General features: G+C 55.5%; 20 protein-coding genes. 11 read left to right on the forward strand and 9 right to left on the reverse strand.

Going from position 1 to position 22,138, the window contains the following annotated elements; genetic code table 11:
• The 9 genes from JW953_07075 to JW953_07115 all read right to left on the reverse strand — a co-directional run.
• The coding region (locus tag JW953_07075) for an ATP-binding cassette domain-containing protein (GenBank protein ID MBN1992451.1) at positions 1 to 384 on the reverse strand (384 nt) is incomplete at its 3' end.
• Positions 385 to 398: 14 nt separating this feature from the next.
• Positions 399 to 986, reverse strand: coding sequence for a hypothetical protein (locus JW953_07080; protein MBN1992452.1), 588 nt, complete (start codon positions 984 to 986; stop codon positions 399 to 401).
• A 68-nt stretch (positions 987 to 1,054) separates the two neighbouring features.
• On the reverse strand, positions 1,055 to 2,239 hold the full coding sequence (locus JW953_07085) for an ABC transporter permease (GenBank protein ID MBN1992453.1): 1,185 nt from the start codon (positions 2,237 to 2,239) through the stop codon (positions 1,055 to 1,057).
• Entirely contained in the window at positions 2,236 to 2,931 is a 696-nt protein-coding gene (locus tag JW953_07090) for a TetR/AcrR family transcriptional regulator (protein MBN1992454.1), read from the reverse strand. The genes JW953_07085 and JW953_07090 overlap by 4 nt, the downstream gene beginning before the upstream one ends.
• A 159-nt stretch (positions 2,932 to 3,090) precedes the next feature.
• Positions 3,091 to 3,717: a deoxynucleoside kinase gene (locus JW953_07095; GenBank protein MBN1992455.1), complete on the reverse strand. Its 627-nt coding sequence runs from the start codon at positions 3,715 to 3,717 to the stop codon at positions 3,091 to 3,093.
• 139 nt (positions 3,718 to 3,856) lie between these two features.
• Complete coding sequence (locus JW953_07100) at positions 3,857 to 4,120, reverse strand: Rdx family protein (protein ID MBN1992456.1); 264 nt, start codon at positions 4,118 to 4,120, stop codon at positions 3,857 to 3,859.
• Between the two features lie 285 nt (positions 4,121 to 4,405).
• Positions 4,406 to 5,752 (reverse strand): cellulase family glycosylhydrolase, encoded by a 1,347-nt coding sequence (locus JW953_07105; GenBank protein MBN1992457.1) that lies wholly within the window; start codon positions 5,750 to 5,752, stop codon positions 4,406 to 4,408.
• 147 nt (positions 5,753 to 5,899) lie between these two features.
• Complete coding sequence (locus tag JW953_07110) at positions 5,900 to 7,240, reverse strand: amidohydrolase (protein ID MBN1992458.1); 1,341 nt, start codon at positions 7,238 to 7,240, stop codon at positions 5,900 to 5,902.
• Between the two features lie 107 nt (positions 7,241 to 7,347).
• Positions 7,348 to 8,604, reverse strand: a complete 1,257-nt coding sequence (locus JW953_07115; protein ID MBN1992459.1) for a glycoside hydrolase family 3 protein — start codon at positions 8,602 to 8,604, stop codon at positions 7,348 to 7,350.
• 361 nt (positions 8,605 to 8,965) lie between these two features.
• Between JW953_07115 and JW953_07120 the strand changes: the two genes are divergently transcribed.
• The 11 genes from JW953_07120 to JW953_07170 all read left to right on the forward strand — a co-directional run bounded on the left by JW953_07120 (position 8,966) and on the right by JW953_07170 (position 22,122).
• Positions 8,966 to 9,343 carry a helix-turn-helix transcriptional regulator gene (locus JW953_07120; protein ID MBN1992460.1) on the forward strand — a complete coding sequence of 126 codons (378 nt, stop codon included), beginning with the start codon at positions 8,966 to 8,968 and terminating at the stop codon, positions 9,341 to 9,343.
• A 6-nt stretch (positions 9,344 to 9,349) separates the two neighbouring features.
• Positions 9,350 to 10,174 carry an ImmA/IrrE family metallo-endopeptidase gene (locus JW953_07125; GenBank protein MBN1992461.1) on the forward strand — a complete coding sequence of 275 codons (825 nt, stop codon included), beginning with the start codon at positions 9,350 to 9,352 and terminating at the stop codon, positions 10,172 to 10,174.
• A gap of 239 nt (positions 10,175 to 10,413) precedes the next feature.
• Positions 10,414 to 10,770: a hypothetical protein gene (locus JW953_07130; protein ID MBN1992462.1), complete on the forward strand. Its 357-nt coding sequence runs from the start codon at positions 10,414 to 10,416 to the stop codon at positions 10,768 to 10,770.
• Positions 10,722 to 11,996 (forward strand): ATP-binding protein, encoded by a 1,275-nt coding sequence (locus tag JW953_07135; GenBank protein MBN1992463.1) that lies wholly within the window; start codon positions 10,722 to 10,724, stop codon positions 11,994 to 11,996. Before JW953_07130 ends, JW953_07135 begins: the two co-directional genes overlap by 49 nt.
• Positions 11,997 to 12,112: 116 nt before the next feature.
• A complete protein-coding gene (locus JW953_07140; protein MBN1992464.1) occupies positions 12,113 to 12,985 on the forward strand; it encodes a PD-(D/E)XK nuclease family protein in 873 nt (290 codons plus the stop codon).
• A gap of 102 nt (positions 12,986 to 13,087) precedes the next feature.
• Positions 13,088 to 14,755: a DUF5107 domain-containing protein gene (locus tag JW953_07145; protein ID MBN1992465.1), complete on the forward strand. Its 1,668-nt coding sequence runs from the start codon at positions 13,088 to 13,090 to the stop codon at positions 14,753 to 14,755.
• Between the two features lie 35 nt (positions 14,756 to 14,790).
• A complete protein-coding gene (locus JW953_07150) occupies positions 14,791 to 16,983 on the forward strand; it encodes a PD40 domain-containing protein (GenBank protein MBN1992466.1) in 2,193 nt (730 codons plus the stop codon).
• A 268-nt stretch (positions 16,984 to 17,251) separates the two neighbouring features.
• Complete coding sequence (locus JW953_07155; GenBank protein ID MBN1992467.1) at positions 17,252 to 17,605, forward strand: hypothetical protein; 354 nt, start codon at positions 17,252 to 17,254, stop codon at positions 17,603 to 17,605.
• 133 nt (positions 17,606 to 17,738) lie between these two features.
• The gene (locus JW953_07160) at positions 17,739 to 18,989 is read left to right on the forward strand and encodes a DUF11 domain-containing protein (GenBank protein ID MBN1992468.1); all 1,251 of its coding nucleotides are present in this window, start codon (positions 17,739 to 17,741) and stop codon (positions 18,987 to 18,989) included.
• 136 nt (positions 18,990 to 19,125) lie between these two features.
• Positions 19,126 to 19,428 (forward strand): hypothetical protein, encoded by a 303-nt coding sequence (locus JW953_07165; GenBank protein MBN1992469.1) that lies wholly within the window; start codon positions 19,126 to 19,128, stop codon positions 19,426 to 19,428.
• 15 nt (positions 19,429 to 19,443) lie between these two features.
• Positions 19,444 to 22,122: a SpoIID/LytB domain-containing protein gene (locus tag JW953_07170; protein ID MBN1992470.1), complete on the forward strand. Its 2,679-nt coding sequence runs from the start codon at positions 19,444 to 19,446 to the stop codon at positions 22,120 to 22,122.
• Positions 22,123 to 22,138 lie beyond the last annotated feature (16 nt).

Here is a 22,138-nt window from a genome sequence, read left to right on the forward strand (position 1 = left end):
GGCGGATAAATCCAATTCGGCCAGTAGTTGTTCCCCCCGGTGGCGGGCGTGATGCCCGGAGAGGCCGTACATCTGGCCGATGAACTGCAACTGCTCCAGACAGGTGAGCCGTTCCCACAGTACAATATCCTGCGGGCAGACGCCCACCCGGGCGCGGATCTCATCGCTGCCGTTGGCCACCGCCTGGCCCCGGATGGTGACTTGCCCGGTGTCGGGCCGGAGCAGGCCGCACATCATATTGATGGAGGTGGTTTTGCCGGCGCCGTTGGGGCCAAGAAAACCGAAGACCTCCCCTTCATAAACTTCCAGAGTTAGGTTTTTTACGGCTGTCAACGAACCATAGTGTTTGGTCAAGTCTTTGGTTTGCAGAACAATATTGGACATCTCTTTTACCTCGGTTATTCTTTTGGTTTGCGCCTGGGAAAACCAAGATAGCGCGGCGTTTGTCGGCAATACTGACGGCATGCCTCAGGATATACTTTGTGTAGATGTTCCTCTTCGGTAATGATCATTAGATGGGAAATTGTCAGGTAAAGAATAACCCAACCGACCGCATACCCAGACGGCCACAGCACCACGCTGCCAACCACGAGCAGGAAGCCCCCCACAATTTGAGGATTCCTGGTAACCCGATATGGACCGGCTTGGATCAATTCATTCACCTCTAGCCCAAACGCTCGACGTAGCCCAAACCAAAGCATTGTAATAAAGGCCAGGGCCAGCCCACTGATGATGCAAACCAATCCAATTATCCTGAGGAACGTACTGACCGGTACGTGATCTGACCAGAACCATATCCATTGGGGAGGATTGTAGATATAGGGGAAGCTCATATACAAGCCCCAGATCAAAAGCTCAAGAAAACTGGAAAACCAGGTTAATCGGCCTGTTTGCCGGTAATCACGCCGGACAAAGATACGGAAGATGGCAAAGGCGGCAACCAATAACAACAGCGCTGAGATCAAGTAAACGGTAAGAACCATCATAAGCCTCCTTTCTGGCGAGCCAACCCAAGTTTTCTGATCAGGTCGCCAACCAGCTTCAAAATAGGGTATTACCCTTTTCGCAATTGTAACCGCTGGTACATTACAATCCCTACTATCAAAATCAGCGCCGACAATACCGTCATCATCACCAGTTCGTAACCAATATCGGCCAGGCCGTCGCCAAAAATAAGCACTTTGCGCATGGCTGCGGCGGTGTGGGTGGCGGGTAAGATATCGTAGGCTTCGATGGTGCGCCCGCCGATGGTGAAGAGCGGCGCTTTGGGCATGGGGAACAACGCGCCGGAAAGAAAGACCAGCGGCACCAGCACCGCCGATCCCAGATTGGCTACCTCACCGTCGTTGCGGGCAAAACAGGCCACCAGCAGGCCCGCGCCCACCGCCGCCAGGCTAAACAGCAAGCCAATGATGATGACCAGCAGGAGCGAACCGTTGTTTTGAAAGCCCAACACGCGGGCCGCGCCAAACGTAAGCAACATCTGGACGACAATAACGGCCATCTGCCCCAGGGTGACGCCGATGAGTAAATCACCGGCCCGGGCGCGGGTCAGGCGCAAACGCGGCAGCGTGCCTTGCACGTTTTCGCGAACCAGCACGGTAGCGGTGGTAATAACGACAAAGGCAATGCCAAAAATAATGATGCCAGCCACGCCAAAATCAAAGTCCGACATGGTGCCGGTGCCGGGCAAAAATTCATAATTTACGGCGAAATGCTCATCCGACCACTGCATGGTCTGTAACGTATATTGGCGCACTAGCCCTTCCATAAAACTGCGGGCAAACATAAAATTGCCGTTGTTGGGGTCGCCTACTAGCGCTACTGCTGCCGGAGAAACCGGGCCTGTCCCGGCCATCCCTTCAACGAGAGCCTGACTGAAATTGGGTGGAATGACCACCAGCATGGCGGCTTTGCGCTCGCGCAGGGTAATCTCGGCGGAATGGGGATCGGCGACCACGGCCACATCAAAGATGGGCTGGTCCTCAAATTCGGCAGCCTGGATAACGTCAAGCAATTCGTTTCCCGCCTGCCAGGTTGATTGATTGGGCAAGGTTGTACCCGCATCATTATTGGCAACCAGCACATCGAGATAGGCAGCCAATCCTCCCTCTGTGTGGCCAAAAGCAAGGTAATAAAAGCCAACCAGAACAACAGGAAAGAACAGCAACAACCCCAGCAACAGTGGTTCTCGCCACAGTTCCAGCAATGATTTTTTGGCAATGCTCAAAATTTTCATGGGCTAATTCCACGCAAAATAAAATCAAGTAGGGCTTCCAGCAGGCGCTCCGGCGACACCTCATCATCGGTAACCTGAAAGTAGGTGTTGAGGTAGGGCATAATCTGGCTGTCGCCCACGGCAATCATCAACGCATTGATCACGCGGGCGGTGGCGGCCAGGTCAACATCCGCCCTGATTTCGCCGCGTTCAACTGCGCGGGCCAGGATGTTGTGCATCATCTGGCGCATGGTGTTGGCAATGGGGCGCACCACGCGCTCGGCCATTACCGGGTCGCCGTGGTAGGCGGCCCGGACAAAAAAGTGCACTAGCCCGGCCTGGGTCTGGCTCCACTCCACCCCACCGGTGAGATAGGCGGCCAGCGACTCGCGCAACGGCATTTGTTCCAGATACGTTCCAAAGTAGTTGAACATGTCGGTCATATAACGCACGCACAGTTCTACGGCAAAATTGAGCAGGCCGTCTCGATTGCCAAAGTAAGCATAGAGCGAACCGACCGCCACCCCGGCCCGTTCGGCCACCTGTTTGATATTGAGCGAGGTCGGCCCTTTCTCTATCGCTTCGTCCAGGATAGCGACCAGAATGGCCTGCTGGCGATCCGGGTCAAGCCGGCGGAAGGTGCGGGTTACCAGGCCCTCTTGCTCAAATTGCAGAATATGGGTGTGAATTTGAGGCCAATCAGAAAGCGTCATATAATATGAACCTTTAGTTCATATTATATGAACTTGTTATTCATCTGTCAATAGGGTTGAGGATCTTTTAAGGATGTGTCTCAAACGAGGGGATTTTAGATAAAGCCTAAACAGGACATTTTTACGCCACAAAACAATGTAATCTGATGGCCTTGGCCATCATGCGGATCCCACTTTTTCGCTGCTGATGACTCCCTGCATGGCGGCCAAAACCTCTTCCGTTGTCCAGCGCCGCTCGCCATCAAGCACAACGGTTTTGGGGTTGTCAAGTAACCATTCATCGTGGAGCCGTTCAAGCTGGGCCAGGTATTCCAGCGAAATGCCGCTCTCTTCCTCACGACCCCTGGCCTGAATGCGCTGCAAGCAAACCTCGGCGGGGGTGCGCAGGTAAATGATGAGATTGGGTTCGACCGAAGCCAGCGACACCATAAAGGCCCACATATCGCAATAAAGTTGGTATTCGGCCAGGGAAAACAGGCCGGTGCGATAGCCGTTTTCCGCAAAAACAAAACGGTCGCAAAAAATGGAGCGTTCCAAAATGATCCGGTGATGATTGTTCAACAACGATACCTCGCGCCACGTTTTGGCCCGGGTGAGCAGGGCGCACATCTGAAAGGTGAAGCCCCACCGCTTGGAGTCGCGATAGAACAGGTCTAACATATTAGAGGCAAACCCTTCTCGCCACATCGCGGTTGGCTCTTCAGAGAAATCAAACGCCCCAGAAACGCTAATGGTGCGGCCCAAGGTGGTTTTGCCGGCGCCAATATTGCCTTCGAGGAAAATCATCAATCTGTTGTTGGTTGTTAGGGGAGAAGTCACGCTATTCCTTTTGCCGCCTTTCTGGGAATGAATGGATTTACGGAGGTACATTAACTTTCTGCCATTATCACTATCGGCCGTTTCAGTTTGATTGTTTCTTTTGCCGCTACGCCGGCGGCGACCACCTACAGAAAGGGGCGTCGCCTTTGAACGTTGTTGTATCTTGGGCCAAGCTTGGCCAGGACAGAGGAGGCTGGTACCGGCTGATCTCGGCAAGAACTTCTTCCTCTACCAGCGGATGGGTGCAGGCCTGGTTGGTATACACCAGCTTGTCGTTGACAGCAATTTCGTAGATGCCGTTGTGTCCGGCAATGAGTTCGGCCTGAAGGCCAAACCTGTGCTGAATTTCAGCCGCCAAACTGGCGGCCATCGGCCAGAAACCTCACTCCTGGCAGTAGGTAATTTGGATGGTGACGGGTTGGGGGGGATGGGTCATCAGCCGGGTCTCCCTGAAAAATGTGAATGGTGAATTGTGAATGATTAATGGTGAAAGCTTACGCTCCGCTATTCACTGAAACGCTATCACACCGGGGCAAATAGTTTTTATGACCGGTGGCGCATTTTTGGCTGTGACAACTGTTTTGTCCAGAACCGATAGCTTTTTCATTGCGGCCCATTGTAGCACACGTATCGTTTACCGACAACCTGTGGATGATTACTCCGCAGGGGTAGAAGGTCGAACGGTATTGCGCGCCCAGTTGTTGGTGATAACGTCCAGGATGTCGTTGGTGGTCAGGTCGGTATGATTGTCCGGGTCTGGCCCGCGCAGGTAGTTCATGTCGTCAATATGCGAGTAGGGGGGCCATAAGGGATTCCAGGCCCAAAAGGCGTGGTTCATGCCGCGCTGCTCAAAGAGGTCCATCGAGTCGCGCATAAAGTCTGCCGCGCCGGGTGCCCAACGCATTACGCCAAATTCATTCACGGCCACTGGCGCGCCGGTCCGGGCCTTAAAGTCATCAATAATCGAGAGATAGCCGTCCAGCCAGGCCCGGTCAAAAACATCCGGCGCTTCGTCCCAGTTCAGGTCAAACGACCCCGGATAGGTGTTGGAGGCCGGTGGTTCCTGGTGGGTATACTGCTCTTGCGGCTCGTACTGGTGCACCATGTACACCGTGCGCGGGTCGTCCACCGGTTCCAGGAAGGGCAGCCAGCGCACACTGCCCCAGCCCATAGGGCTAATCAAAATCGGCGTGTCTGGGTCTACCTGGCGGATAGCCTGCGCAATGCGCGGGTAGAATTGGTTCCAGTCGTAGAGCGTACCCGCATAGGCCGAGTAAAAGTCCTCGCCATTCCAGATGTCCAGCAATCGGCCCGGGCCGTTCGGCTCGCACATCAGGTCGTAGCCGACCACTATCGGGTTGTCGCGATAGTGCTCTGCCGTATGACGCCACATCTTCACCCAGGCGTCTTGGGCGTCTTGTTTCAGCCACACGTCATCGTTAAGCAGGCTGGCGTCGCCCCAATCCGCGGATTCATCCCAGTAAAAGGTAAAGTCGCTGCGGCCGGGGCCGGTGCGGGCGGTGATCACCACAAACAAATCCGCCTGCGCCGCCATTTCCAGCAGATGGTCCAGGTGGGCCTGCACCGCCTCGTCCAGTACATAGGGCGGCTTTTCGGTAAACAGGCCAGGGCCGGAGATATTAACGTAATTTGCGCCCAACGCAGCCAGACGATCAAAGTCTTCCTGAACAAAAGGCGGCCCCACGTGGTCGTTGCCCAGAAACTCGTCGCCGTCCACCCAGGGCACCACCACGCGCTGCCAGATGTTGGCCCCGCGCAGTTGGGTGCCGCCCGCCCACAGAGACCACTTGTCTATCGCTGGACCCGTCGGCAAAGGGACCGGGGTGATAGTTGGCTCGGACGTGGCCGCCGGTTGTAGCGGCATCGTGGGCGTTGCCTCTACCTCTTCTAACCCGCAGCCAACCAGCAGCATGATCAGGCCCGGGGCAAGGATAGTCAAAACGAACATGAGAGACAAAAGTTTCCCAAGATTATTTTGCATGATTTTTCTCCTCTCTGCCATCATTGCTCCTTCTAATAGTATCCGGCTATGAGGTCAATTTCGTCAAGTTTGATAAGTCTCTGCCCTCGTGCCGGTTGTTCTAAGGGAGCCAGAGATTCCTCACCTTCGGGCGGAACATCATCGGCACTACGGATTATAAACCTGAATTCGCTTCTCTGGGATACGCCGGGCCAGGCGGGCCATGTTTTGGTTGACTGCACTAATGATTTGAGCTTTGTCCAACGTCAGAATCTGGCGGTCGCGCATAATGATCTGCCCATTGACGATGACCGTCTGCACATCGCTGGCCCGGGTATGGTAAACCAGACTGGCGGTAACGCTATGCAAGGGCTGGCAGTGCGCCCCGCTCATATCTACCAGAATGATGTCGGCCAGGTAACCGGGGGCTAATTGACCGATTTTATCTGCCAGACCTACCACGGCCGCGCTGCCTCGCGTGGCAATATCCAAGGCCTGGGGAATCGCCATCACCTCCGGGTCACGCGCCTCGTGCTTCTGCAACATGGCCATCAGGCGCAGGCTCTCAAAAATGTCCAGAGTATTGTTGCTGACCGCGCCATCGGTGCCCAGGCCCACGGCAATACCGGCCTCGCGCAAGCCGGCAATCGGGGTCAGGCCCATGCCCAGCTTGAGGTAGGTTTTGGGGCAGTGGGCCACCCCAACGTGGTTGGCGTAGGGCCGGAGAAGGTCTATATCCTCCGGCAGAATACCACAGCCGTGAGCAATGATGGTGGGCAGTTCCAGGATGCCGGTCTCTTTCAGCACCTTGATCGGTGTGATCCCGCGCTTGTCTAGGCTGGCCCGGGTTTGGCCGATTTCTTCCGCGGCGTGGATGTGAATACCCACACCCAGCCGCCGGGCGTGGGCTGCCGCGGCTTTGAGAAAATCATCATCACAGGTGTAGGGGGCATGGGGTGCCATCCAGGTAGTGATCCGGCCGTCGGCCTGACCATGCCAGCGTTCGGCAAAGGCGGCGGTTTCATCAAGAGCTGCATAGCCCCGGTCGGCAAAGACGGCCCAGCCCAGCGCCGCACGAGTACCAGCGTGTTCCACCGCCTGGGCGGCCCGGCCCATAAAAAAATAATGGTCAGCTACCGTGGTCACCCCCCCTTCGATCATTTCCACCAGGCCCAGCAGCATGCCCCAGTAAACATCCTCTTCGGTCAGGTTGCTTTCCAGCGGCCACATAAATTCGTTGAACCAGCGCTCAATGGACACATCCTCGGCCAGCCCGCGAAAAATGACCATCGGCACATGAGCGTGGGTATTGATCAAACCGGGCATGGCCAGCATTTGATTAGCCTCAATCACCTCGTGGGACTGACCGGCGACCTCACTGTCAGTGGAAGACTGGATGGCAACGATTTTACCCTCATCAACAATGATGTCCTGGTTGCGTTGAACCTCGACCCGTCCCTCGTCGGTAATCAACAGGGCATGGCAATTGTGAATCATTAAATCGTACATTGAGTTTGTCTCCCCTACTTGATTGGCAAAAAAGCATTACTAAATCTTGACCTTGGGCCATGGCCCCTGGACGGGCAAACATTCACCCTTGTCTCGCCGCTCATACTCTATTTGCAGCAGCGCTTGAGCCGTTGGATCCGTTGATAGGACTCATCTATGCGGGACGCGCTAATGGCCCCTGCCTGCACCAGGCCTTTGATCACGGCCATAGCGCGAGAGGCCACATCTTCTTCGTACACAGAATTATTGGCAAAGGCCAAGACGTCTACCCCCGCCCCAAGCGCCTGCTCGATGGCCGTTTCAAAGCCGTAATAATTTACGATGGCCCCCATCTGCATATCGTCGGAGATGACCACCCCCTCGTATCCCAATTCCTGGCGCAACAAGCCGGTAATAGCGGCCCGGGAGAGGGTGGCCGGGTATTCGGGGTCAAGGTTGGTGTTGAACACGTGGGCCGTCATCATGGCATCGGCCAGGCTGGCCTTGATGAGTTGAGCGTAAGGCTGTAATTCCACCCGCGACCAGGTTTCGGTCACGTCCACCAGGCCCCGATGTGAATCCTCGCGTGAACTCCCGTGGCCGGGAAAATGTTTGAGCGTGCAGCGCACCCCCTGCGCGTGATGCGCCTGAATGAACTGGCAAGCGTGGACGGTAACAATCGCCGGGTCGGCGGAGAAACAACGCTCGTATTTGGCAATGATGGGATTGGCGGGATTGATACACAAATCCACCACCGGGGCCAGGTTGAGATTGACGCCAACCCCCGCCAGGGTTTGGGCCATGGCCGTGGCCTGCTGGTACGTGGTCGCCAGGTTATTGACCTCCCCCAGATATTGATGCGAGACGGTGGCCGGAAAGCCGTACTGTTCGTTCAAACGGCTGATCAGGCCGCCTTCCTGGTCAACGGCCACCAGCAGGGGCGTAGCTGAGAACGATTGCAAAGAAGCAATCAACGTTTTTACCTGGGCCGGCGATTCGATATTACGCACGGGTTGCCGGGTGGGCACGTCGTAACTAAACAGCACCACCCCGCCCAGGTGGCGCTCCCGAATATCTTGGGCGATAAAGTGCTCGCCGTCTATCGCCAACCCGCGAAAGCCGACCATCAACATCTGGCCGATTTTGAACTCCAGGTCCGGCGTTAACATTTCTTCGGAGGGCAATAAAGGCGTAACGGTTGGGGAGGGGGTAGCCAACGAGAGAGTTGGGAATGGGGTTATTTCTGATGGCGCGGAGGAAGAGGAGAGCGGACCGCATCCGGCCAGCAGAGCCAATGCGGGCAAGCCGGGCCCGACCAACCGGAGAAATTCGCGGCGAGAGAGAGAACGAGCCAAAAACTCCTTGCTGCTGTTTAAGTAGGTCATACTTTGGCCTTCCTGAACAACGACGAACGACGAAGGACCAACGACCAAAATTCTTCCTTCGTCGTTGATCCATCATTGGTGGCTACACATTCAGTAAACCTATGCGTTAAGCCGTAACCTCACGTGTAATATCTCCCCGGTTTCGCTATTGTACCAGGGATGAACACTATTGGTCAAACGCATCCGGGCTGACGAATGCGTCTCAAAATTTTGGCGGTAGGGACAGGACAATATTCTATCCCTACCCTCTGGCCTAAAAATTGGGACAGACCCTGAGCCGGTTCCCAGAATTTGACTTGACAAGTCAACCCAAGTGGACTACACTAGATTCAAATCTTATTTTTGGGAGAGAGGTTGACTCATGACCGGGGAATACCCAACCAATACCGCCCTCAACTTTGGCGAGACCATCCGCCAGCTCCGTCGCGCCCAACGTTTGACCCAACGCGAGCTGGCCGAAAGCGTGCAGGCCTTGGGCCTGAAGGCTGATTTTACCTACATCAGCAAAATTGAAAATGACCGGCTGGAAGTGCTGCCCAGCGAGGCATTAATTCGCGGCCTGGCCCAAGTTTTAGAGACCGATGCCGAGACCCTGTTGGATCTGGCCGGCAAGTTTGATCAAAAAGCGCTGCAAAACGTGGCGGCGGAAATACCGGAAGTGGGTATTTTATTACGACGCCTACAAACCAGGCGCATTAGCCAAAAGCAGCTAAAAAAGTTTTTAGCAGACACAGCTTAACCGCCTATGAGCCAAAAAGAAGGCGAAGCCTTGCAAATCAACCCCCGCGTGCCCTATATTGCAGATGCCGACCTGGAGGAACTGGCCAACGAGTTGCTGGAGCGGTACGAACGGGAAGTGGCCCCTATCTTCCGGCCGCCGGCGCCCGTGGAAGAAATTGCCGATTTTTTGCTGGAGTTGAACCTGGAATGGCTGGATATTGCCGACACAGAAACAGAGCCGATTCTGGCCTACCTTGACCCCGCCACTAAAACCATCCGGTTCAACGAGCGGCGGCTGGCCTATTTTGAACAATATCCGGGCACCTACCAATTTACCCTGGCCCACGAGATTGGCCACTACCAACTGCATTTGTTGCTGGAGCCGGTGCCGGCTAATCCGGTTTACGTGTATCGCTTTCAGGGTACGCCTAAAGACCGGCGAGAATGGCAGGCCGAACGATTTGCCAGTTACCTGCTGCTGCCGGCGTCGCTGCTATTGCCGGCCATTGCCAAAATGGACTTGTGCCGCTGGTCTACCTTGTACCAATTGCGCGACCAGTTTGAGGTATCGGTTACTGCGCTCAAAATCCGGCTGGAGGAACTGGGCTACGTCTACGCGGCCCCAAACGGACGGCTTTATCCCAACCGCAGCGCCGCCCTCAGCGACCAGCGGCAGGCGCTGCGCCACCTTATGAGCCAGGGACAACTCTACCACAGCCTGGGGCAAGTGGCCCAAACCAAAATGCTCTACACCCAGGCCCTGCACCTGGCCCGCGAATTCGGCTATCGGCGCGAGGCAGCGGCCCTGGCCGGGCAGTTGGCGCAATTGGCCGGTACGGACCCGGCCTGAGCCACCCTAATCCCAAACTGCGCAGCACACAAACGTAAAGTAGCCCCTCCCCAGCCCATCATTGATTCCAAAATGTTCAATTTTTTTGACTTGACAAGTCAACTCAAGTATGTTATACTGCCTAGCAGTTGTCATAAATAAGGCAACTATTTTTTTGAGACGAAACTTGAGTTGATAAGTCAACACAAATTAGTCATATCGGGCCGGAACGGGGAACCGGCAAACACAGGAGGACGCTGATGAACATCCAAATCCGGCAGATCAAGGGAGACCTGGTGGAATTGCTTTTTAATCCCAAGGAGGTGGACTTGCGAGTGGGCGAAAACCTGACCCTGCGCGAGAACGGGAGCGACCGGGGTTTGATTGTGCAAATTATCGAGTTCCGCACCGTCACTTATCCCTCGCTGCTCACCGAGATGATGGAACTGCTGGCCGAAGGGCCGCCAGTGCTGGGCCTGAGCTTGCCCCCCTCCCTTCCCGGCTCCGACAGCTTACCGGAGACGAGTAATCTAAAACTGGCTATCGCCAAGATCAGGAAAGTGGTGACATGGCGCAATCCGGCATTGCAACTGCAAATGGCCCTGAACCTGGCCTGAACGGCGATCTGAACCGCTGGGAAGAGTGGGATGGCTGGATTCCCACCCGCGACGTGGTGGTCGCCCGCACCAGCGATGAGGAGATCTTTCGGCACGCCACCCGCACCCGGGGCCATCCCCTCTGCCTGGGCCAGGCCCTGACCGGCCAAAGGTTTTACGTGGAAGGGCAGGACCTGGAAAAAGTGAACGTGGTCACCGGCGTTAAGGGCAGCGGCAAAAGCCACCTGGCCAAGGTTATTCTGCTGCAACTGATTGCCCGGGGCGCGCCCTGCATTGTCTTTGACATCAACCGAGAATATATCCACCTGCCCCCGGTGCAAACCGATCCCGAAACCGGCCGGGTAACCCGGCGCGGGGTTATTCACCTGGAGGCCGGGGGCAATTTTAGATTGGGCGTGCGCCAGTTTGGTCTGCCTCCCCTGCTTACGCTGCTGCAACGTTTTGGCCTGCCCGAGGTGTCGGCCTTGTATTTTGAAAACCGGCTGGCCCGTTTGTGGGCCGAGGCCGAGGCCCTGGAAGCGCAGCATGGCCAGGCCCCTTACGTGGGGTTGGAGCAGCTCATCCAGATGGCCGAACAAAACGAGTTCGGTAGCGGCTCCAACGCCCTGGTAGTGAACCAGGCCATTCGCTCGCGGCTGGACGCCTTAAAAAACACGCGCATCTTTGCCCGCACGGTGCAAGAGGCCGCTTCGCTGCGGGAGTCGTACCGTAAAATCCGCAATGGCGGAGCTTTGTTGATTGACGTGTCGGCCCTCTCAAACCTGGCCCGCGAAGGCTTTGTGCAGGCCATCATCGAACTGGTCAAAGGGTTGTGCGAGTGGGAAATTGAACAGGGCACAAACCGTTTTCCCTTTATCTTTTTTGAAGAAGCGCACCTGTATGTTTCCCGCCAGAGCATTGACTACATTGTTACCCGCGCCCGCCACCTGGGCATCACCAGTTTTTTTGTGACCAACATGATCCACGGCCTGGACGAGACCATTCTGCGCCAGGCCGACAACCTGTTTTTGCTGCGCATCCCCTTTGACGACGACGTGCGCCATGTATCGCGGGGCGCGGCCACCGATTACGAAACCATGGCCGCCTTTGTCCGCCGCCTGCGCCAGCATCACGCCCTGGCCATTGGCCAGGCCACCTCCCACTATCCCCTGATGTTCAAGGTAGACCCGCTGGCGGGCATCAATACGGCGGGCGAAACGCGCTATTTTTTCAGAAACGGAAAATGAGAGGGTGAGCTATGCCCAAAAGAGTTCTCATTAACTGCGTTCACCCCCAAGGATGAAAACTGGTAGGGACAGAATAAATATTCTGTCGCTACAAAAATTATTTACAGGAGCAGACGATGAAAAAGATAAAAGGGGCCGCCGGTTACGTGATGGACTGGTTACAGGCGGACAAGCCGGGCAAAAGCGACGAACCGTACATCAAACCATCCTCCCTGGCCAAGGGCTGTTTGCGCTACGTGGCCTATGAGTTGCTGGGCAAACCCAAGCCACTTTTGGAGGCGCGGGTGGGACGTATTTTGTCGGTGGGCACCGACAGCCACCGCCGTTTGCAGCGCGGCTTGAGCCGGGCCTGTTTGGGGCAGGAGGTCTTTTTTGAGGTGCCCGAGTACCGCATCCACGGCTTTTGCGACGGCCTGTTGTACATTCCCCCGGCCAAAGCAACCGGTGAAACAATGGCCGGTTTTTGGGCCTTGGAGTTCAAAACAACCGCCGCCGGCGAGTTTGATAAACTCAAAGTGGCCAAAATGCCTAAAGAGGAACACGTCCGCCAGGCTCAAATTTACCTGTGGGGTCTGGACACTTATTACCAGGGCGCAATTCCCCTGCAAGGGGCGATCATTTATTACGAAAACCGGGACACCCTGGAACACCTGGCCCTGGAAGTATTGCCCAACCCGGAGATGATGGCCGACCTGCTGGCGCGGGTGAAGGCCATGCTGGAGGGGCTGGCCGGGGATTCCCTGCCCGACGACGTTTTGCCGCCCGACCACTGGGCGCACGGCTATTGCCCGTATCTGGAAATCTGCGAGCCGGGACAACAAGCCCTGGCCTGGCAAGCCGCGCAGCCCAAAACCCTGCCCGATAAAGTAGTGGCCGACATTATTGCCAAACGCATTGTGGCCAAAAAAGGGGCAGAAAAGATGACGGGCAAAAAGAAGCCGGGCAGCCGCTCCCTGGCTGAGTTGGCCCAAGACCTGGCCTGGGAATAAAAAGGAATTCAGGCGGGTTCGGTTTTTGAGCATTCGCTCCGCACTCTAATTCAGGGATTTTTTTGGACATCCACCCTCTTTCGTGCTATCATACCCTCCCTGATGAAACGTTATTTACTATACTTTGAACCTGATCTTGCCGCTAAGGTAGCGCTGTTACTCCTGGCGGCAGTTTTAATGACCGCATGTAACCAACCACCGCCCACCGCGGTTGGCCTCATGACCACCTCTATCCCTACCCAAACCTACAGCCCAAGCCCGCTTCCTACCGGCACAGCGCTGCCGCCTACCTTTACTGCTCTCCCTACTGCCTCTCCAACCCCTGATCTGAGCCAGGTTGAAGCGCCAACCGACACGCCACAGCCACCGACCCCCACTTCTTCGCCTACGCCCTCAACAACGCCAACCCCTTCAACCCAAAAACCACCCCTCACTGCTAATACTTCAATAGCAGCGCCAGAGTCGGCTGTGGCCGGGGTAAAAGTTTACCAAACTACCATCACCCTGCCCACCTATCCCCTCCGCGATTACCTGGTTGAGCAGATTGACCCGGTTTATAACATCCCGGTCTACTACTTCCAGCGCCAGGCCTTTGAGGCCGACAACCCTCCGCCTACCCCCGTTGATTATACCGGCGTGGTGCTGGAAAACCCCTATCTACGTTTAACATTTTTGCCGGAATTGGGCGGGCGCTTGTATAGCGCCGTGGTCAAATCTACGGGCCAGGAAATCTTTTACCATAACCAGGTAGTCAAACCCTCCCGCTACGGGGTGCTGCAACCCTACGAGGCCAACTGGTGGCTGGCCATCGGGGGCATGGAATGGGCCTACCCCACCCAAGAGCACGGCTACCGTTGGGGCGTGCCCTGGCAGTATGAGGTCAGCCAAAATGCTAACGGCGCTACCATTACCCTCAGTGATACGGCCCCCAACCGGGTTGGCGTGGAAGTGCAAGTTGCCTTACCGGCCAAGAGCGCGGTATTCACCGTTAGTCCAAAACTAACCAACGCCACCGCCCATGCTGTGCCGGTGCAATTTTGGGTCAATGCGGCGCTGGCCCTGGCTCCCGAAACCATGTCGCCGCACACGCAGTTTATTGCGGCTACCAACAAGGTGCTGGTGCACAGCCGGGGCGAAACAGATTGGGCTGTGCCGGACGCCCATCAGGAGTCGCCCTGGCCTTGGGTTGGCAAAACCGATCTGCGCGATTACAGCCAGTGGGCCGGTTACCTGGGCTTTTTTATGCCCAATATGGCCGTCCCCTTTATGGGCGCCCACAATCCCGAAACCAACCTGGGGATCGTGCGCCTCATTGAACCCGGCGCTGTGCCCGGCAACAAATTATTCGCCTTTGGCCCAACCTTTCCCGACCGGAGCTATACCAATAATGACTCCCAATACTTTGAGATTTGGGGTGGGGCCAACACCGGCTTCTGGCCGGAGGATGACATTTCTGTAACCAGCGGTAGCGTGCTGCAATGGCAAGAAAGCTGGTGGCCCCTGGTCGGCCTGGGTGGAGTAACCTGGGCCAATCACCATGCCGCCATTTATCTGGAAGGGACGGATGGCGTTTATACGCTTTCGGTTTTGACCAGCCAACCCCGCCCCCTGACCGTGACCGTCTCTACCGGGAAGACACCTATTTTAACCGAGACGTTTGCGGCTGACCCGGCGCTGCCCTGGCAAGGGCACTTTGCCACGGCCGAGAAGCCGGTACAGATTCGCCTGGCCGATGAAGACAACTCAACCTTATTAGAGTATCAACGTTGAGCCTTATTAACGTTTTACGGTTTTTGTTTTAGAAAATGACCGAAGACTTAACCATTCAATGTGAAAACTGCGGCACCATCTACCCGGCCACGGACGAAGTGTGTCCTTACTGCGGCCAGCCGCAGCCTTTACCGGAACCACCCTATGCAGAAGACCTGCTGCCCGACCAGGAATTTGCCGACCAATTTTATCCGGGGCAGGGTGACGAACCTGACCAGGCATATTTTCCGCCTGTAACTGGCATGCCGGTGACAGATGAGGATACCGATGAATACCCGGCTCCCTATCCGTTCGACGAACCCCTGGCCGAAGACGATATTTTTGCCGTAGCCGGCGAAGAGGCGTGGCCGGATGAATACGACGAGTACGGCGAAGAATTTTACGACGAGGATGACGAAGAACTCGATGACCTGGAGGCTGGGCCGCGCCGCCGCACCTGGCCACGTATCTTTTTGGGCTGTGTTGGCATTGTGGCATGTATCATTGTGTTTTATGGTGGCATTGGTTTGCTCGCTATTCGCCAGGGATTGCAAGAACGCACAGTAGTTGTCCAAACCGAAGCCGAGGAACATTATCAACGGGGGCAGGAGCATCTGGCCAACCAGGTCATTGAATTGGCCATTGCCGAATTTGAGTTGGCCCTCAGTCTCAACCCCAATCTGCACATTGCCCGCGAGGCGCTACACGAAGCGCAACGCATCTCGCAAAACCTGCCCACGCCAACATCTGAGGCGCGGCTGGCAGCGGCCACCGCCCTCTTGAATGAAGCCGAAGCGCTGATAATCCAAGAAAAGTGGTTTGAGGCCGTAGAGAAACTCTCCCAGGTACGCGACCTTGACCCCGACCACCAGGTTGAGCGGGTATCGGAATTGCTCTACCAGGCCAACTATCAATTGGGCCTGCAATTGATTTCGCCGGATCGGATTGACGAGGCTCTGCTTTCTTTTGAGCGGGCCTTGGTTGAGCGCCCTGACGACCAGGCCGCCAACCAACAAATGGCCAAAGCTACCCTTTACCGGGACGGCCAAACCTATGCCGCGCAGGGCAACCTGGAAAAAGCCGTTGACGCCTTTCGCCGGCTTTACCTGCAAGATGGTAATTATCTGGATGTCAAACAGCGGCTCTTAAAACTGCATGTGCAATGGGGCGATGAATTGGCGGCGCAGGAAGAGTGGTGCCTGGCCGAGGCACAGTATATTGAAGCGGTTTTATTGCAGCCCAACGATGCACTTAAGGCCAGGTCTGATCAAATCCACGGCCGCTGCCAGGATACGTCCGCCGCCAGATCAGCCGGCGCCTCGCCTGCGGTAAAAGCCACCTCGCCCGCAACGGATAGCGCCGCCACTCCTGGCGCCGACACTACTTCAGCAGCGACAACACCGGCCATCACCGCCACAACATCAGCCACGCCGGTCGTCTCATCCGGCCAAGGCCAAATTCTTTTTTCCGTCTTTAATCCCAATGAAACTCGCTGGGAAATTTTGTCTACGCCAGTGAACGGCGGCGCGCCGAAAACGCTGGTGGTCAATGGCACTATGCCCGCCCTTAGCCCTAACGGTAAATTATTGGTGTACCACTCCAAACTGATTGAGGCCGAGGGGTTTCACGTTTATGATTTAACCAGCGGCGAAGACCGGCGGATTACCCTTTATAAGCAACACGTTCTGCCTCGCTGGGGTGGCGATAATAATCAATTTCTGTTTGCGGCCCAGGAACCGGCTACCCAACGCTGGCTGATTCACCTGGGTTTTGCCGACGGCAAAAGCGCCCCCCTTATTTTGGGCGACGGGCGCACCCCGGATTGGTCGCCCGATAACAGGCTGATTGCCTACCAGGGAGCCGACCCTGACGGCAACAATCCCGGCCTGTATGTGGTGCCCGCCAACGGCGGCGAACCGACACGCGTGACCAACCACGAAAGCGACCGCGCCCCTGATTTTTCACCTGATGGGGCGCAATTGGCCTATATGTCTACCAAGGACGGTAATTGGAACATCTATACCGTTAGCCCCGCCGGCAGCGCCCCCCGCCAGATTACAATGTCGCCGGGCAACAATGGCCTGCCGGCCTGGTCGCCCGATGGAACGCAAATTGCGTATGTTTCGGATGCGGCGGGCAGTTGGGGCATTTACGTGGTCAATGCCGCCGGCGGCGCGCCGGTTAAGGTGGCCGATTGGGATGGTAATCGGCCCGATTGGTTAATGGCCCAGCTTGACTGGGCGCGTTAGGGCCAAGGATTAAACCTGGGCGGGGGAAGTTGAACCGAGTTACTCCTGATTTGGTTAGACCCTTAAAAAACCAACATCCACCCGGCAAGGATTTGTCCCAATTTTTAGATCATAGGGTAGGGACAGGACAATGTCCTGTCCTTACTGCCAAGATTTTGGGACGCACCCACACGGCAAAAATATATTGACATAATAATGCGGAAAGGGTATAATTAAAGAGCTAACAAAATTAGCGAACGCCTCATTAAAAATCAGGACTTGGTACGTGATGGGCAATCCTGTTGGTATCTATCGAAACTATGATCTGCTGTTTACCCCCCACTTAATCCCCCAACTACGCAATTTAAGAAATCAAACCTGGTCTGAATTGATGGACACGCTTTCCGCTTTGCCTGAGACACATACCGATGTGCTGGCCTTTGCCATTATGATGATTGGTCTGAACGGCTGCCTCTCTTGTGAGCGAGATAGCTACCGCGCCCAGCGCGGTTGCGCCCGTTGCGCTCGACACACCATTATCACTTTTAAGGGCAATGATCAACAGTTGATTGAGTGTTATAAAAACGCCCGCCGCATCATTGGCGCCCGCCAAAACGAAACCGAATTAGAAAAAGCAGCATAAAAAGACCGCCGGTTGAACGGCAGACCCGATCTATTGCCCCCAAAATAGAACATATCTTTTATGTTAAGTTATTTGACAAAACCACAAAGACTTGTCATAATAGAATAGGCGTAGTTTCAGGAGAATGAGCCGCATGCCTACAAAGTTTTCTGGTTTTGTCAGCTTCATTGTTTTGCTGGTGGTCATCATCTTACTGTTGGTAGCTGCGCCGGTAAATTCCGCGCCTGATCCGGCCAAACTCCTCCGGCCCACGGTTGTACCGGGGGATGGCGGTGGCGGAGGTGGTGGTACCGGCGGCACTGGCGGTGCTGGGGGTGGAGTTGGTTCCGGCGATGGCACCACTAGAACCAAATGCGCCTCCGTGGTCGGCCAGATTATCAATTGGGGGTACGGTGGCGAAGGCGGTGTTACCACCGAGCTAGAGACCGGCAGTTGGCAAATCTCTACCATCAGCGCCACCGACGGCAACTATGGCTTTGGCGGCCTGGGGGAAGGCGTAGCTGTGTTACATGTGGCCCTGACTCCCGGTCAGGCAGAACAATTTGAGCCGCACCTGCAAGACGCCGGCGTGTATCTCAATTGTGCATATCCGACCATTGCCAATATCGCTCTGGCCAGCGAGCCTCCCCTTACGCCGCCAGCTACTATCCAGATGTCGGCGCTGCACCAAGTTATTCCTCCCGGCGGCGGCACCGAGATAACGCTTAAACTTGAAAACACCCTACCCAACGACATTACCAACGTGGTGGTAACCGACCTGATTCCCCCCGGCCTGATTGCCCTGGATGTTTCTACTTCTGTTGAGGCCAGGGACACTCAAATCATTAACGGCCCGGATGGACAATTGGTAGCCGTTTATCTTGAGCGCATGGCGGCCGGAGCCAAGGCTACCATTCAAATTACCGTAATTGCTGCGGCAGATTTGCCCATCCGCACCCAATTGACCAACACTGCCACCCTCTTCTATCGGGAAAGCGCAGCCGACCAGGCCTCCCTTGATTTTAGCATTGGCTCTGGCGGCGCGCCGCTGCTGCCAACTGCAACCACAGTCATCATCCCGGCCACCCCGCTGACCGCTGTTGCCACCACTACTCCCAAGATTGAACCAACGCCTGTTTCCCTAGAGGCAACATCTACCCCTACCCCGCTTGCTTCCCCCCCAGAGGGTGAGAGTAGCGAGGAGTTTGTGCCGCCCAATGGGTTACCCACCACGGGCGAGGAATTTGTGCCGCCTGGTTTTTTGCCTGTTACCGGCGACACGGCGGAAATTCCCAATTCTCTCCCCAATACAGGGCTTGGCCTTATTTTGCCCTTGAGCGGATTGGGCTTGGCGGGCCTTGCCTTTTTGGTTCATCGCCTGCGTTCACGGTGGCCCCAGGAATAACCTTGACCCTCTCTTGACGTCCCCAGGTTGCGTTTCTATAGAAATGCAGCCTGGTTTTTTAAAACAACTTGCGGAATCGGCTTTATTCTGCTATCTTTCCTGATGTAAAATTTACCCCGCTCCTAAGGATTTTTTTATGATTAAACTTTTGATGAGTTGGGACCTCAAGCCTGGTTCTGAAAGCGACTACTTTGAATTCAGCGTGCGTGAATTTATCCCCGGCATCATGAAATTGGGCATCCAGCCCACTGAAGCCTGGTACACCATTTTTGGCGACGGTCCCCAAATCCTCACCGGCGGCGTCACCGAAGATATGGAGACGATGCAGTCCATTTTGGCCAGCCAAGATTGGCAACAACTGCAAAAAAAACTCTTTGACTACGTTACCAATTTCAATTTCAAAATTGTCCGCGCTACCGGCAAATTCCAGATACCCTAAATTAAGGAGATAGCAATGATGCGTCGGCCTGGGCTGTGGGTTGCAAATGGACACCCCGGTAACCCCGCCCAAATGCTCAATTGGAATCCTGCGGCCCTGACCTGCTTTTTCGACTACCTGGCGGCAAATCGGGTTTACGAATACAAGGCCGCCCATCCCGAAGTCCCCATTGTTATCCGTTTCCAGCACCCGCTCAATTGGCATGAAAACCCGGCCTATTACGCCGAGCAGTTGGGGCGCTCCGTCGCCAGCAAATGGAACGAAATCCGGCCTTTGGACCCCTACGTTTACTTTGCCAACGAGGTCAACCTGCACTATGAAAACGGCGACCCCGACCCCAATAATCAGCACCTCTACACTACGCCTGCCTTTTACCAAAAATATGCCCACTGGGTGCAACTGACGGCGGATATCATCAAAGATATTACCCCCCAAATGAAACTAATTACCCCTCCCTTTGCTTTTGGGCACAATGAAGATGGCAGCCCGGATGACAACGGCAACCCGCTGCTCGGTTGGGCCGGATACGACTATCTCTACGAAACCGTGCGCGACTACTTTGACAACATCCTTACGTTTCACGCTTATTGGGGCAACGGCAGCGGTTCTATCCACGAGTGGCTCTACGATCCCGAACGCTCCTCCTGGTACGCCTTTCGCTGGCGGCGGGTCTTGAAATTATTTGAAACCCGTTACCACCTCAACGCCAAAATGATTATTGACGAGGCCGGCAACTTTGCCACGTCGGACCTGGACTTTACCGACCAACTGATTTATCATGCCGAAAACTGCTTAAAAGATGGCCGGGTAATTTGCCTCACCTACTTCCTCTGGTTAGACCCCACCAACACCCCCGGCAACTTACCCAACTCCTGGGTGCAAGGCATCGTCAACCTGAGTCAACACCTCGAACGCCTGAAGAATATGCCCCGGGTGCCTATTACCGAATACCCCCCTGACGAAGCCGAACAAACCACCATCCGCGTTCTGTTTGATGACGGCAGCGTACAAGTGATGCCCCTGGAAGAGTATCTGCGGGCTGTAGTGCCAGGCGAAATGCCCGCCCTGTGGCCGGCCGAAGCCGTGAAAGCCCAGGCCGTCGCGGCGCGCAGTTTTGCCCAATATGCCATTGAACATCCCCGCCATCCCAACGCCGACATCTGCACCGACCATACCCACTGCCAAAACTACGACCCCGCCAAGATTCATCCCAACTCAGATGAAGCCATTGCCCAAACCAAAAATATTATTGCCCGTTATGATGGGGCTACGGCAAATACCATTTTCTCGGCTAATTGCGGCGGACATACCCAAAACAATGAAGATGTTTTTGCTGGAGCTACGCCTATACCTTACCTGCGCGGCGTGCCGTGCCCCGATAAAGACGAAAAACACGGGCATGGCGTGGGTCTGTGTCAATACGGCGCCCGGGCCCTGGCCGAACAGGGCCTCTCTTACCCAGACATTATCAAACATTATTACACCGGCGTTACGCTTGGCCCCCCCACTTCCGTGCGCACCAGCACCATCCTGGGAACCATCCTGGATCACACCGGCCAGCCCGCCGCCGAGGTGAAAGTTACTCTAACCGGTAAAACCTACGCCGCCGATACAATGAGCCTGGCCGACGGCTCTTATCGCCTGATGGAGATCCCCGCCGGGGTGTATACGCTTGAGTTACCTGATTACCAGGTGAAACAAGAAAACATCACCACCACCCCTGGTCAGGATATCGTCATTGACCTGATGCTGCCCGATCCCAATGCCACCGTCACTATGGAAATTACCCGCGGCCCCGGCCTGCCCTTGATTGTGGGCAATTGGCTGACCCCCGGCGAGCCAATGCTATTTACCAGTCCAACCGAGGTTACCAACCGGGTGATTGCCGGCGACAAACCGGAATATGGTTCCGGCGGCTTTGAAACCTACGCCACCGAAATTGGCACGTATATCCTGGAAGTTGAAACCTATCGCTTTGAAATTCCCATGAACGGCCAATACACCCAACTCACTTTCCGGCGCGGCGGGCCGCCTCAACCTGCTGGCGTAATTGAAGGCACTTTAACGGATCACCTCAACCAACCCGTTGCCAACCGTTTGATTTACCTGGCCAGCAATACGGTTGAACTGACCGACGCTACCGATGAGCAAGGCTACTTTCTTTTTGAGAACCTGCCCGCCGGAAATTACACCGTTACCGTTGAAGAGAGCGACCTCAGCCAGGCCATGACCATCACCGGCCAAAATAAAGTAACTCTCACCCTGCAACTGCCCGCCCCGCCTTCAGATGGTTGGGATGTTGAGATCGAACGCGGCCCCGGCTTGCCGCTGCTGGTGGGGGATATTGGCCTGGCTAACGAACCCCTTGTGATGACCGACCCCAAAGGCTTTCAGACAACGGTAACCAGCGGCAGCAAACCGGAGTATGGCGTGGGCGGCTTTGAAATTTATGCCCCTTTAACCGGCGACTACGTTGTTCAATTCCTGGACCAAACCTTCACCATCCCCATGCATGGCCAATATACCAGGGTTACTTTCCGCAGAGTTGAAGGGCCAGAAGAGGGCAAAGTTTTACTGGTGTCCACCTCAATGCCTCGTGATGAAGCCGAAACACTACGCCAGGGCTTAGAAACACACCCGGCGACAAAGGGCCTGTTTGAAATTGTTGACCCAGACGATATAGAATGTGATTAGAGGGATTCCATCATCC

The organism is Anaerolineae bacterium (assembly GCA_016931895.1).
In the GTDB taxonomy this organism is placed as follows: domain Bacteria; phylum Chloroflexota; class Anaerolineae; order 4572-78; family J111; genus JAFGNV01.

What these genes read in the sequence shown, in the direction of transcription:
- JW953_07145 (MBN1992465.1), top strand. Translation starts at nt 13,088, where the DNA reads ATGAAACGTTATTTACTATACTTTGAACCTGATCTTGCCGCTAAGGTA.
- JW953_07105 (MBN1992457.1), bottom strand. Translation starts at nt 5,752, where the DNA reads ATGCAAAATAATCTTGGGAAACTTTTGTCTCTCATGTTCGTTTTGACT.
- JW953_07150 (MBN1992466.1), top strand. Translation starts at nt 14,791, where the DNA reads ATGACCGAAGACTTAACCATTCAATGTGAAAACTGCGGCACCATCTAC.
- JW953_07135 (MBN1992463.1), top strand. Translation starts at nt 10,722, where the DNA reads ATGGCGCAATCCGGCATTGCAACTGCAAATGGCCCTGAACCTGGCCTG.
- JW953_07080 (MBN1992452.1), bottom strand. Translation starts at nt 986, where the DNA reads ATGATGGTTCTTACCGTTTACTTGATCTCAGCGCTGTTGTTATTGGTT.
- JW953_07095 (MBN1992455.1), bottom strand. Translation starts at nt 3,717, where the DNA reads ATGATTTTCCTCGAAGGCAATATTGGCGCCGGCAAAACCACCTTGGGC.
- JW953_07125 (MBN1992461.1), top strand. Translation starts at nt 9,350, where the DNA reads ATGAGCCAAAAAGAAGGCGAAGCCTTGCAAATCAACCCCCGCGTGCCC.
- JW953_07120 (MBN1992460.1), top strand. Translation starts at nt 8,966, where the DNA reads ATGACCGGGGAATACCCAACCAATACCGCCCTCAACTTTGGCGAGACC.
- JW953_07110 (MBN1992458.1), bottom strand. Translation starts at nt 7,240, where the DNA reads ATGTACGATTTAATGATTCACAATTGCCATGCCCTGTTGATTACCGAC.
- JW953_07130 (MBN1992462.1), top strand. Translation starts at nt 10,414, where the DNA reads ATGAACATCCAAATCCGGCAGATCAAGGGAGACCTGGTGGAATTGCTT.
- JW953_07160 (MBN1992468.1), top strand. Translation starts at nt 17,739, where the DNA reads ATGCCTACAAAGTTTTCTGGTTTTGTCAGCTTCATTGTTTTGCTGGTG.
- JW953_07100 (MBN1992456.1), bottom strand. Translation starts at nt 4,120, where the DNA reads ATGGCCGCCAGTTTGGCGGCTGAAATTCAGCACAGGTTTGGCCTTCAG.
- JW953_07090 (MBN1992454.1), bottom strand. Translation starts at nt 2,931, where the DNA reads ATGACGCTTTCTGATTGGCCTCAAATTCACACCCATATTCTGCAATTT.
- JW953_07165 (MBN1992469.1), top strand. Translation starts at nt 19,126, where the DNA reads ATGATTAAACTTTTGATGAGTTGGGACCTCAAGCCTGGTTCTGAAAGC.
- JW953_07170 (MBN1992470.1), top strand. Translation starts at nt 19,444, where the DNA reads ATGATGCGTCGGCCTGGGCTGTGGGTTGCAAATGGACACCCCGGTAAC.
- JW953_07085 (MBN1992453.1), bottom strand. Translation starts at nt 2,239, where the DNA reads ATGAAAATTTTGAGCATTGCCAAAAAATCATTGCTGGAACTGTGGCGA.
- JW953_07115 (MBN1992459.1), bottom strand. Translation starts at nt 8,604, where the DNA reads ATGACCTACTTAAACAGCAGCAAGGAGTTTTTGGCTCGTTCTCTCTCT.
- JW953_07140 (MBN1992464.1), top strand. Translation starts at nt 12,113, where the DNA reads ATGAAAAAGATAAAAGGGGCCGCCGGTTACGTGATGGACTGGTTACAG.
- JW953_07155 (MBN1992467.1), top strand. Translation starts at nt 17,252, where the DNA reads ATGGGCAATCCTGTTGGTATCTATCGAAACTATGATCTGCTGTTTACC.